Annotated in this window: 11 protein-coding genes; all 11 read left to right on the top strand. The window is 32.0% G+C overall.

Going from position 1 to position 12172, the window contains the following annotated elements; translation table 11 throughout:
* Position 1 precedes the first annotated feature (1 nt).
* The 11 genes from PG914_RS01170 to PG914_RS01120 all read left to right on the top strand — a co-directional run bounded on the left by PG914_RS01170 (position 2) and on the right by PG914_RS01120 (position 12138).
* Entirely contained in the window at positions 2–1486 is a 1485-nt protein-coding gene (locus tag PG914_RS01170) for a TrkH family potassium uptake protein (RefSeq protein WP_488821856.1), read from the top strand.
* A gap of 230 nt (positions 1487–1716) precedes the next feature.
* Positions 1717–2025 carry a hypothetical protein gene (locus PG914_RS01165; protein WP_488821855.1) on the top strand — a complete coding sequence of 103 codons (309 nt, stop codon included), beginning with the start codon at positions 1717–1719 and terminating at the stop codon, positions 2023–2025.
* Complete coding sequence (locus PG914_RS01160; RefSeq protein ID WP_488821854.1) at positions 2022–4739, top strand: V-type ATPase 116kDa subunit family protein; 2718 nt, start codon at positions 2022–2024, stop codon at positions 4737–4739. Before PG914_RS01165 ends, PG914_RS01160 begins: the two co-directional genes overlap by 4 nt.
* A 36-nt stretch (positions 4740–4775) precedes the next feature.
* Positions 4776–5297, top strand: a complete 522-nt coding sequence (locus PG914_RS01155) for a V-type ATP synthase subunit K (protein WP_488821853.1) — start codon at positions 4776–4778, stop codon at positions 5295–5297.
* An 8-nt stretch (positions 5298–5305) separates the two neighbouring features.
* A complete protein-coding gene (locus PG914_RS01150; RefSeq protein WP_488821852.1) occupies positions 5306–5908 on the top strand; it encodes a hypothetical protein in 603 nt (200 codons plus the stop codon).
* A 1-nt stretch (position 5909) separates the two neighbouring features.
* Positions 5910–6812, top strand: a complete 903-nt coding sequence (locus PG914_RS01145) for a hypothetical protein (protein ID WP_488821851.1) — start codon at positions 5910–5912, stop codon at positions 6810–6812.
* Positions 6805–7107 (top strand): V-type ATP synthase subunit F, encoded by a 303-nt coding sequence (locus PG914_RS01140; RefSeq protein ID WP_488821850.1) that lies wholly within the window; start codon positions 6805–6807, stop codon positions 7105–7107. The genes PG914_RS01145 and PG914_RS01140 overlap by 8 nt, the downstream gene beginning before the upstream one ends.
* 13 nt (positions 7108–7120) lie before the next feature.
* Positions 7121–8878, top strand: a complete 1758-nt coding sequence (locus PG914_RS01135) for a V-type ATP synthase subunit A (protein WP_488821849.1) — start codon at positions 7121–7123, stop codon at positions 8876–8878.
* Positions 8879–8882: 4 nt separating this feature from the next.
* On the top strand, positions 8883–10265 hold the full coding sequence (locus PG914_RS01130; protein WP_488821848.1) for a V-type ATP synthase subunit B: 1383 nt from the start codon (positions 8883–8885) through the stop codon (positions 10263–10265).
* A 2-nt stretch (positions 10266–10267) separates the two neighbouring features.
* Positions 10268–10915 carry a V-type ATP synthase subunit D gene (locus PG914_RS01125; protein WP_488821847.1) on the top strand — a complete coding sequence of 216 codons (648 nt, stop codon included), beginning with the start codon at positions 10268–10270 and terminating at the stop codon, positions 10913–10915.
* Positions 10916–11100: 185 nt separating this feature from the next.
* Entirely contained in the window at positions 11101–12138 is a 1038-nt protein-coding gene (locus PG914_RS01120; protein WP_488821846.1) for an SPFH domain-containing protein, read from the top strand.
* Positions 12139–12172: the final 34 nt, after the last annotated feature.

Genomic DNA, 12172 nt, shown 5'->3' with positions numbered 1-12172 from the left:
TATGGAAGCTATTTTACAAGATGTTAAAACAGTCAGAGGTTATAAATTACTTTTAGGTTATCTAGGGGTTTTTATTGCACTTGCTGGTGGGATTCAGTTGCTTGCACTGGTTGGACTCTTATTTAACATAGAAGATATGACTTATTTACCGCATTTTTTAATTCCTGGAATATCTTCAATTGTTATTGGTATCTTATTAAGTTTCTTTATTCGAGGTAAGCATTTAGCTAAGTTAGAACGATTTGAAGACGCAGTGTTTTTGGTTTTAATGTGGATTATTGTTATCTTTATTTCAAGTATGCCTTTTATGATGTTTGGTGCAAATTTTACCCAGGCTGTTTTTGAAACAACCGCTGGTTATACAACAACTGGATTATCACTTTTTGATGCCGATACACTGCCTAGAATATTTGTCTTGTACCGAAGTTTCTTAATGTTATTTGGTGGTGTTGGATTAGTCTTAGTACTAACCTCAACGATTTCAGACCGATATGGATTAAAGCTATATAATGCAGAAGGACATTCTGAAAATTTAATTAGTAATGTCGCAAAATCAGCCCGATTAATCTTAGGTATTTATATTGGATACGTAGTTATTGGTACAATTCTTTTCATGATATTTGGTATGACTTTATTTGATGCAATTAACTATTCTATTACATCAGTCTCAACTGGTGGATTTGCTCCTCATAAAGAATCCCTCGGGTTCTACGATAGTATTGGTATTGAAATCATAGCTATGGCATTAATGATTTTAGGATCAACTAACTTTTTGATTCATACCTTTTTAATTACTGGGCAATTTAAAAAAGCATTTAAACATGCGGAATGGATTGTTTTAGTTATTGCCATTTTAATTGGCGTCACATTTATCACCATAAATCTTACAGCAACACTTAATTGGGAAATAGGTTATTCATTTAGGGTTGCTATCTTCCAATTCGTTTCAGCCATAACAACCACGGGTCTTCAAAATATACCAAACTTAAACATCCTACCACCTCTTACCATTGGTATTATTATTTTAATTATGATTATGGGTGGTCAAGCAGGTTCAACTACTGGGGCAATTAAACAAAGTAGAGTGGCACTTGCAGCTAAAAGTAGTTATTGGTATTTACGCGATAAAATGAGTGGAAAAAGAACTCTTCGCAGTAATTTTATTTTAAGATTTGGTCAATATGAAAAGGTCAACGATGTTGAAATTAGACATAATTATGCATTTATCATTTTATATATGACATTCTTATTAGCAGGAAGTTATGTTTTTATGGCATTTGGCCATAGTTTTGAAAATTCATTTTTTGAATTTGCATCATTACTTGGTTCTGTTGGATATTCAACCGGAATCATTTCAATGCAGTCTCCTGACCTAGTTTTATGGACAGGAACAATTGGCATGTTTGTCGGTAGACTTGAAATAACAGTGATCGCGATTGCGATTATTAAGATTTATTTAAATCTTACTAGAAAGCACATACTGTAAAAAAACACAACTAAAATTATGTTTTTTCAATATATCGAAAGATTTTATGAAAACGTGTGCAAAACATTTAGTAATTAGGTTTATTCGTGATACAATAACCTTGAAATTACGATACAAACAAAACCAATTTTATATTTTGACGGGTCATACGGATTGACATGTGTATATGATTACCATGGGTTTTGTATGTCGTTTTACAACTTTAAGAAAAAAAGCTAAGGAGTGTTTAGATGAAAGCAATAGAGAAAATTTACCAAGCTGAACAAGAAGCATTAAAGTTGAAAGAAGACGCAGCAAAGAAAGTTGAAGCTCTACAAAAAGAGTTAAAAACTGAGATTGAGGCTTTAGAAGTGAGTTATAAAGAAGCTTTTGAAAAAGCATCTTTAGACTTACAAAAGAAGTTTGAATCTGAAAAAGCTAAACTCCAAAAAGATTTTGAAGTAGAACTTGCAAAAGTGCGTCAGTCATTCAAAGAAAAAGCGCTTCAGATTGAAAAAGCATATAAAGATAAGTTAATTAAAGAGGTTATAGAAGAATGATTGTTCCAGTAAAAAAGGCACAACTTTTTGTCTTTAACAACCAAAAGGAAAAGACACTAAAGCTATTACAAAGACATGCCTTTTTTATGCTGACTGATAATCACCACACAAATAATGTGGTAGATGAAAAACTAGAAAAAGTAGGAAAAGTCATTGAGTTATTAAAACCTTATACCATCAAATCATTTGGTCCTGAGTTCATTGAAATCGATGAAAAGAGTTTTGAAACAATCAATGAGAAAACTTTACTTTCAGTTGATGAAGTATTAGCCTTAGGTGATAAGTTAAACGAGAATAATGAAAAACTTAAAGCGATTAGAGCTAAAATCGAATTAATTGAGCCTTATTATGATCTAGATATTCCGATTTCCCAAATTAGAAAAATCAACACCGTTGATGCAACATTCGGTTCTATTGATTTAAAACAAGCGCCTAAATTTGAAGAAGCTTTGAATCAATTTGGCAGTCAGTTTGAAGTTTATGAAAAAGGTAATAAATTACGACACTATGTCGTATTAAATTTAAAACAAAAAGCACTTCTTAAAGAAATTAAAGTTTCTGGCTTAAATCAAGAATTAAAACCAAAACAAGACTTACTTACAAAACTTGAAGAATTAAATTTAAAGATTCAAAAATTTGAAGACCAAAAGAAACAAGCCTTACAAATTTTAAATCAATTAGGTAAATCATCAAATACTTCAAAAAAAGTAATTAATGAATCAGTTATTCATGAAATTAATGCATTATCTTTAGAGAAGTCGAAATTAAAAGATGATATCAAATCTTTATATGAAGCAATAAAAGCATTAGAACCGTTTAGTTCATTAGATTTAACACTTCAACAAGTTAAAACATTAAAACTTGTGGAGACAAAATTTGGTCGTATGCGACTAAAGTCTAAGAATCTAGAAGCACTTATGCATAATAAAGATTTTGAAGTTACATTATTTGATGCAACTAAGACGCATCAATATCTATCAATTAGTTACCTAAAAGATAGACGTGATGAACTTCTAAATAAAATCGTTGAATTTGAATCAATTGAGTTTGATTATAAAGATTTAAAGGTATCTGATTTAATCACCGAAAAGAAAGCATTAATCAATATAAATGAAAAAAGACTTGTTGAAATTGACGATGAACTTAAATCATTTAAGCCACATGTTGATGATATTGCAAAATTAACAAGTATTCATAATGTCTTAAAAGGTTATATATTACAAATTATTGAAACAGTCTCACAAGATGAAATCTTTAAAGCATTCAAACTGAAACTGATGGAACTTCTACAACTTTCATATGTGAAAATCTTTGTAGAAGAAAGTAAGGAAGATACCTTATCTATAAAGGTTCATCTCAATCAGCAAGATTTATTTAGAGTGATTGTTACTGACAATCGATTCGAAGTTGCTGAAATTCCAAATTATGTTCAAAAGACTGCCTTAATCATGGAAGGTTATTCAAATGAAGTTCATTTACTTGAGATTGAGATTTCTGAAATTGAAAGTAATTTAAGCCGTATTGCAGAAACAATCAATGATTACAAGATTTTATATGATCAACTCTCCAATGACTTAGATATTAAAAATGTAGATTATGCTCAAACAGCATTTACGAATTACTTAGTAGGTTGGATTATTGAATCTAAAGTTGAAGACCTAAGAAAGAGTTTAGATGAAGAAGAAATCATCTATGAGCTTGATTTAGTTGAACCAGCAGAAGATGAAGTTGTACCAACTGCACTAAAGAATAATCGAATTGTTGAACCGTTTGAATCAATCACCAATACATTCTCACCACCATCTTCAAAAGAAACCGACCCAAACCCTTCAATGAGTATTTGGTATTGGTTAATCTTCGGATTAATGATGGGGGATATTGGTTACGGTTTAATTATGTTAATTGGATGTTTCGCTGGACTTAAGATTTTAAAACCAAAAGGTGGTTTAAAATCTATGATGACAGTATTTGGATTCTCTGGGTTATCCACAGTAATAGCAGGTATTTTATATGGTTCATTCTTCGGATATGAAGTAGGTATCTTACCAAAGGAATATACCTTAACACTATTAGATAAACCAGTTGAAATGCTCATATTCTGTATGGGGCTAGGTATCCTTCACATCATTACTGGTTTAGTTATTAAATCAATTAATTTATTGAAAGATAAAGATGTTCTAAGTTTCCTAGGAGATGCACTCTCATGGATCTTAGTCTTAATCGGTATCGTCGTAGCGATTATACCAATGGCATTACCACTTGGTGATTTCGCTTCAATTGTTACAAACATCGGTGTAATTCTAGCAATTACAGGAGCTTTATTAGTCGTTCTATTCACTGCACATGCAAAGAAGAATGTGATTACAAGAACACTCTTTGGAATCATTGGCTTATATAATGCAACCTCATTCTTAGGAGATATTCTATCTTACTCAAGAATTCTAGCACTCGCATTATCCGGTGCAGTCATTGCATCTACAATGAATATGCTAGCTGAAATGGTGATGGGCATCCCATATATAGGCATTATCTTTGCACTACTTGTTTATTTAGCGGGTCACTTATTCAACTTTGTGATGAATATGTTATCAGCTTATGTTCACGCAGGTCGTCTACAATACTTAGAGTTCTTCGGAAAATTCTACGATGGTGGCGGCACATTATTTAATCCATATCAATTAAAAATGAAGTACATCTATTCCATTAAAAAATAAAAATAAAAAATAAGAAAAAATTAGGAGGAAACGTAAATGGAACTTTTATTAATCTTAGAAGATGGTCAAACATACATCAACGAAAACTTAGGATTAATGTATGCATTATTAGGGGTAGGCTTAGCTGCGATTTTAGCTGGTCTAGGCTCAGTTTTAGGGGTTATGATTGCTGGTAAAGCATCAGCTGGTGTATTATCAGAAAAACCTGAATTATTCGGTAAATTATTCGTCTTACAAGCATTACCTGGTACACAAGGTATGTATGGTTTCTTAATCGCAGTTATGTTAATGATTAAGTTAAACATTTTAAGTGGAGCACCAATTGCTTTAACAAATGACGAAGGTTTATTATACTTAGCAGCTGCATTACCAATTGCAGTAATTGGTTTATTATCAGCGATTTATCAAGGTATTGTTGCAAGATCATCAATTTTAATGACTGCAAAACAACCTGAAGGTTCAACAAAAGGTATTATGATGACTGTCTTAGTTGAAACTTATGCGATCTTAGCACTTTTAGTCTCAATCTTAATGTGGTTAGGCTTACCAGGAGCGTAAGATAAATTATGAGTCAGACGATTGAACAAATTATATTAGAACAAGCTCAACAAGAAGCTAAAAAGTTAATCGCTGATGCATCTAGTGAAAAGAAAAGTCAATTAGCAGAAAAAGAAGCATTATTGAAAAAGCAAAATGATGCTAAAATTTCTTTAGTAGAAGACGAATATGAAGGGGCAATTGCTTTAGTTAAAGCTACTTCTGAACGTGATCTAAAATTAGAACTTGAAAAAGCTAAACATGAACAAATCTTAGGATTATTCGAAAATGTATTAGCTTCACTTAAAGCGCTTAAAGGTAAAGAACTTTTAAACTTTGTTGCAGCTAAAATTAAAAAGGAAACTGTTACTGGTTATGAGACGATCAGAGTTTCTAAAAAAGATTATTCATTATATAAAGATGCATTATCTACGAATACTGGCGAATTAGTGGATGCTGATTTACTAAATGCAGTATTAAAAACTAAATATAAACTATCAAATAAACTACTTGATATTGAATCAGGATTCGTTTTAGAAGGTGACGTTTACGATTTAAATTTCTCCTTTGAAGCAATGGTTGAAAAATTAGAAAAGAAATACGAAAAAGAGATTTACGAAAGGCTAGGATAATATGTCTGATTTAGGATATATCAATGGTGTCATTAAATCCAAGTCAACTGAACTTTTGGATCTTAAACAAGTTGAACAATTAAATAACCTATCCAAAGATGTTCTTTCAACTACACTTGAAAGTATGCAAATCTTTAGAAAAGATATGACTAAAGATGATGCATTCTTGAAAGATGAGATTGATTTAAAGGATTTTTTAACGTCGTTATTTACAGAAAAACACCTGATATTCCAAATGTTCTATCTAACAGAAGATCACCGTGTATTATCTAATGTCTTTAAAAAAGAATTATTAGGACTTGAAGTTGAAGTAGATAACCAATTATCTAATTTCAAGAGTAAGGATGTTTATGATTGGCTAGAAAATGATGCTGATGTAAAGAAACTATATGAAAGTTTAAAAGATAAATCAAGTAAAGAAATATCTGATGCAACATATAAGTTCTTACAAGAAAAGATCTTTGCTGCCAGTAAAAAATCAAAAGACATCGCATTCTTAGAATACTTTAAGAAATTTACAGATATGCAAAATCTAATTCTCTACTTTAGATCAAGAGTATTTAACTTAAATATTGAAACCTTTTATACATACTTTTTAGAGGGTGGAAGATTGAGTAAATCAACTTTTGAAGAAATGGATAAAGTAGACATAAAAGAAGCTTTTGTTATCTTAGGTAGAACATATAAAACATCAAGTTTTAAGTCAATTGAAAAGTTAGGAAAACATGATTTCCTAGCAGTCTTATGTATTGATTTAGAACAAGATTTATTAGACATCATTGAATCTTTAAGTTATAACTTAGATGGGTTATCACCAACCATCGAATACATCTTAAGAAGACGACATATTATGCGTTCTATTAAGGAAATCTATTATAAAAAGGAGCGTGAAATAAATGGCTGATATGATGGCATTTTCAACCAATCTAGCATTTACCTCCTTAAATAGTGTTGGAATAAAAGTCTTTCATGACACAAAAGAAAATTTAGAAAAAACAATGCTTGAGGCACTGCAAAACGATGTTAAAATCATTATTTACGATTATGAAATGGAGAACTTTGTTCAAGGTTTAATCGAAAAATATGATGACAAAATGTATCCCATCTTCTTGAAATTACCGGTTGGTGGCAAGCATGAAGATACATTGAAAGAATTGAAAACGATGATTGAAAAATCAATCGGTATTTCAATTATTTAAAGGAGAAACTTATATGGAAAAACATGGAATAATTACAAAAGTTTCAGGTCCACTAATTGTTGCCAAAGGGATGGCTTCTGTTCAAGTCTATGACGTCGTTAGAGTTTCTGAAAAGAGACTTATTGGTGAAGTCTTAGAACTACGTGGTGATTTAGCATCTATCCAAGTATATGAAGAAACTGCGGGTATTGGACCAGGTGAACCTGTTTACTTTACCAATGAACCATTATCAGTTGAACTTGGACCAGGGCTTCTTGAAGGGATTTTCGATGGTATTGAACGTCCACTCGATAAAATCTATTTAGAAGCTGGTGCTCAAATTCCACTAGGTATTGATTTACCAAGATTAGACAGATCAAAGATTTGGAATTTTGAAGCTAAAAAACAAGCAGGGGATAAAGTATCCGGTGGTGAAGTATTAGGTACTGTTCAAGAAAATGATGCAGTAACACACAAAATCATGGTGCCACCAAACTTATCTGGCACACTTAAAAAGATTTCAAATGTAAGTGGTAATGTTGATACTGTTATTGCAGTCTTAGTAGATGCAAAAGGTATTGAACATGAGATTACAATGAAACAAAATTGGCCAGTACGTATTAAACGTCCTTATGCAAGAAAATTACCTCCAACTCAACCAATGGTAACTGGACAAAGAGTTATCGATACATTATTCCCAATTGCTATTGGAGGTATTGCTGCAATCCCTGGACCATTCGGTTCTGGTAAGACAGTCGTCCAACATCAATTAGCTAAATGGGCTGATGCGGATATTATTGTTTATATTGGTTGTGGTGAACGTGGTAATGAAATGACTGACGTTTTAAAAGAGTTCCCTGAACTGGTTGACCCAAAATCAGGTTCATCTTTAATGAAACGTACAGTTTTAATTGCAAATACATCAAACATGCCAGTTGCTGCGCGTGAAGCATCCATCTATACAGGTATTACAATTGCGGAATACTTTAGAGATATGGGCTTTAAAGTCGCAATTATGGCTGACTCAACTTCACGTTGGGCTGAAGCACTTCGTGAAATGTCTTCTCGTCTAGAAGAAATTCCAGGTGAAGAAGGATATCCAGCTTACTTAGGTTCTAGAATTTCTGAATTCTACGAAAGAGCAGGTATGGTCGAAACATTAGGTAAAGAAATTGGAGCAATCACAGCAATAGGTGCTGTATCACCTCCTGGTGGTGACACCTCAGAACCAGTTTCACAAGCAACACTTCGTATTGTTAAAGTATTCTGGGGATTATCTGCATCCCTTGCATATCGTCGTCACTTCCCGGCGATTGATTGGTTAAAGAGTTATTCTTTATACTATGATGATATGCTTAAATTCTTTGATAAGAGTGTGAATCCAAATTGGAGTAAACAAGTTCAATTTGTTAATCGCTTATTACAAGAAGAAGCTGGTTTAAACGAAATTGTTCGTTTAGTCGGGGTAGATGCATTATCAAGTGAAGATAGATTAAAACTCTTAACTGCACAAATCGTTCGTGAAGACTACCTTCACCAAAATGCGTTTGATTCAGTAGACACATACGCATCCCCTCAAAAACAATACTTATTATTAAGTGCAATCTTAGAATTTAATAAGTTAGCAAATAAAGCATTAAAAGATAATAAAACATTTAAAGATATTGAAAATTTACCAGTTAGAGAACGTATCGGACGTTTCAAATATGTTGAAGAAAGTAAAGTTGATCAAGAAATTAAAGGTATCTTTACCGAAATGGAAGATCAATTTGCACACTTAGAAAGGGAGTAAAGAGATGGCAATTAAAGAATATAAAACAGTATCTGAAGTTGTTGGACCTTTAGTCCTTGTTAAGAAAACTGAAAATGTTAAATTTGACGAACTTGTTGAAATCAAACTAATGAATAATGAAAAGCGTTTTGGTCGTGTCTTAGAAATTGATAACGATGTAGCACTTGTTCAATTATTCGAATCAAGCCAAGGTTTAAAGATTGATGATGCGAAAGCTATCTTTTTAGGACATGGATTAGAACTTGATTTATCACCACAAATTTTAGGACGTGTCTTTGATGGTATGGGTCGTCCTATTGATAACAAAGGTAATATTATTTCATATGCACGTGCAGATATTAATGGTTCACCATTAAACCCAGTTGCACGTGATTATCCAAATGAATTCATTCAAACTGGTGTTTCAGCAATTGACGGGTTAAATACACTTGTTCGTGGTCAAAAATTACCAATATTCTCAGGTTCTGGTTTACCACATAACAAATTAGCAGCACAAATTGCTAGAAATGCTAAGGTTTTATCAAAAGATGACAAGTTCGCGGTTGTATTTGCTGCGATTGGTATTACATTCGAAGAATCAAACTTCTTTATTGAGTCATTCAAAGAAAGTGGTGCAATTGATCGTACAGTTATGTTTGTAAACCTTGCAAATGACCCAGCAATCGAACGTATTGCAACACCTCGTATGGCAATTACGGCTGCTGAATATTTAGCTTATGAACTAGATATGCACGTACTAGTCATTTTAACGGATATTACAAACTATGCAGAATCACTACGTGAGATTTCTGCAGCTAGAAAAGAAGTACCAGGTCGTCGTGGTTACCCAGGTTATATGTATACAGACTTAGCATCATTATATGAACGTGCAGGTCGTGTAAAGGGTAAAAAAGGTTCAATTACTCAATTACCAATTCTAACAATGCCTGAAGATGATAAGACTCACCCAATCCCTGACTTAACAGGTTATATTACAGAAGGTCAAGTCATCTTATCTCGTTCACTACACAATAAAAATGTCACACCACCAATTGATGTCTTACCATCACTTTCTCGTTTAAAAGATAAAGGTATTGGTAAAAATAAGACAAGAAGCGACCATGCGGATGTTTTAAACCAATTATTTGCAAACTATGCACGTGGTAAAGAAGCTAAAGAACTTGCAACAGTTCTTGGTGAATCTGCATTAAGTGATATTGATAAACTATATGCAATCTTTGCAGATCGTTTTGAAAGAGAATATATCTCACAAGGATTTGAATCAAATAGAAGTATTTTAGACACTTTAGAATTAGGTTGGGATTTATTAAGAATTCTACCTCGTTCAGAATTAAAACGTGTATCTACTAAACACTTGGACGAATACTATCAACCTAAAGAGGATTAAAAATGGCAGATATTATCAATGCTACAAGAATGGAGTTAACGCGTCTTAAAAATCAATTAGTAACAACTCGTAAAGGGCATAAGTTATTAAAGGATAAACAAGATGAAATGATGCGTAAATTCTTAGCACAAATTGAATCATATAAACAACTAAGAACTAAAGTTGAACAACGATTCTTACAAGTTGTTGATGATTTTACCTATGCCAAATCCTTCCATACAAAAGAAGAGTTAAAGGATAAGTTTATGGTTCCATCAACGGAAGCTAAACTTTCAGTTGGTACAGTATCTGTAATGAGCGTACCAGTTCCTGAAATTAAAATCGAAGAGTTATCTAAATTTGAGTTAACCTATGGTTTCCATGGAACCAACCCAATCTTAGATCAAATCGTACTTAACCTTTCAGACTTACTTCCAGATTTAATTTTACTTGCTGCATCTGATAAGAAAAATCGTATCTTAATTAAGGAAATTGAAAAGACAAAACGCAGAGTAAATGCGATTGAACATATCTTAATTCCTGAAATTGAAGTAAACATTAAAACAGTTAAGATGAAGATTTCAGATGCTGAACGAAGTAACACAGTCCGTGTTATGAAATCTAAAGATTTAATCATCAAAAAGAACCGTAAACAAAAAGAAGTGGTGTAGCGTTTGCTACACCTTTTTTTGTGTAAATTTTGCGTCATTTGAAGCTAAAAAATCATGATAACTTGCTCTAAAGACCGTCATTTTCGATTTTTATAAAATCTTTATTATTCTCCTTTATTTTTCTGAACAATAACATATAATATTATATGTAATAAAAAATAATTAAAAATAATTGGAGGAAAGATATGCAATTAATTATTACAGTTTTAATCGGTATCATCGTGTTTTTAGCATTAGCGATTTTTGGATCAATTGAAATAAAAAAACGCTCACCTAAAGGATTTTTAGGTAAATATCCAAAAGTTTTATTCATACTTACAATCCTCCCAGTTCTATTCATCTTTACAGGTTTATACGTTCAAGTTGGACCTAATGAAGTCGGAATTATCTATGATGAACTTGGTGGTGGAGTTTTAGAAGAAACTTATGACCAAGGATTACACTTTAAAACACCTTTTAGACATGTAACAACAATCTCAACAACCAATAGAACATCTTACATCAATGTGTTTTCTCAAACTGAGGATTCAATCTATGCAGAATTCGATATTACAGTGATTTATAATATTAAAAAGTCGGATGCTGGATTATTCTATCGTACAACTGGTAATACAGATATTAAAGATGATCAATTAAACTCGATTGTTAAAAAGAATCTTCAATTAGTAACAACTCAATATAATGTCTTTGATATCATGGGTAAAGACTTAGAGATGGTAAGAAATCAATTTTCAGAAGCATTATCAACAGATCTTTATGAACTTTTTAAAATCACATTAGTTTCAGTATCAATTAACGATGTAGATGCTGGTAGTGAAATTGAAAAGATTATCCAAGATAAAGCAAAAGCAATTCAACAAATTGAGATTGCTATGCAAGAACAAACACGTCAAGCAGTTATTAATGAAACAAATAGAATTAAGGCGGAAACTGAGGCTGAAATTGCATTAATTAAAGCTAGTTCAGATTTAGCAGTTGCTCAAAAACAAGCAGAAGCTCAATCAGTATTAAATGCAGTTGCAGTAACAGCTATTCAAACAATGTATGGTGCACAATTTATCGATAATGCATCAAGAGTTGAATTTGAAACAAATGGTACTGGTGGTTACTTAACTATCCAAGAAATTGGTGAAATTGTTGTTAAACAGTTATACTACAATGTTTGGGATGGTAAATTACCAACAGTTATTACTGATGGTTCTGGTATTATCATTCAACCGTAATTAAGATTAATAAAAAAGCCTAAATAGTTTAAAC

The organism is Acholeplasma sp. ORD1043, assembly GCF_057808485.1.
Note: the sequence above shows the minus strand (reverse complement) of the source record. Positions and strands in the feature narration are given on the sequence as shown.

Coding starts and splice junctions, on each gene's coding strand:
- PG914_RS01145 (WP_488821851.1), top strand. CDS start 5,910: ATGTCTGATTTAGGATATATCAATGGTGTCATTAAATCCAAGTCAACT.
- PG914_RS01150 (WP_488821852.1), top strand. CDS start 5,306: ATGAGTCAGACGATTGAACAAATTATATTAGAACAAGCTCAACAAGAA.
- PG914_RS01170 (WP_488821856.1), top strand. CDS start 2: ATGGAAGCTATTTTACAAGATGTTAAAACAGTCAGAGGTTATAAATTA.
- PG914_RS01125 (WP_488821847.1), top strand. CDS start 10,268: ATGGCAGATATTATCAATGCTACAAGAATGGAGTTAACGCGTCTTAAA.
- PG914_RS01120 (WP_488821846.1), top strand. CDS start 11,101: ATGCAATTAATTATTACAGTTTTAATCGGTATCATCGTGTTTTTAGCA.
- PG914_RS01165 (WP_488821855.1), top strand. CDS start 1,717: ATGAAAGCAATAGAGAAAATTTACCAAGCTGAACAAGAAGCATTAAAG.
- PG914_RS01160 (WP_488821854.1), top strand. CDS start 2,022: ATGATTGTTCCAGTAAAAAAGGCACAACTTTTTGTCTTTAACAACCAA.
- PG914_RS01140 (WP_488821850.1), top strand. CDS start 6,805: ATGGCTGATATGATGGCATTTTCAACCAATCTAGCATTTACCTCCTTA.
- PG914_RS01155 (WP_488821853.1), top strand. CDS start 4,776: ATGGAACTTTTATTAATCTTAGAAGATGGTCAAACATACATCAACGAA.
- PG914_RS01130 (WP_488821848.1), top strand. CDS start 8,883: ATGGCAATTAAAGAATATAAAACAGTATCTGAAGTTGTTGGACCTTTA.
- PG914_RS01135 (WP_488821849.1), top strand. CDS start 7,121: ATGGAAAAACATGGAATAATTACAAAAGTTTCAGGTCCACTAATTGTT.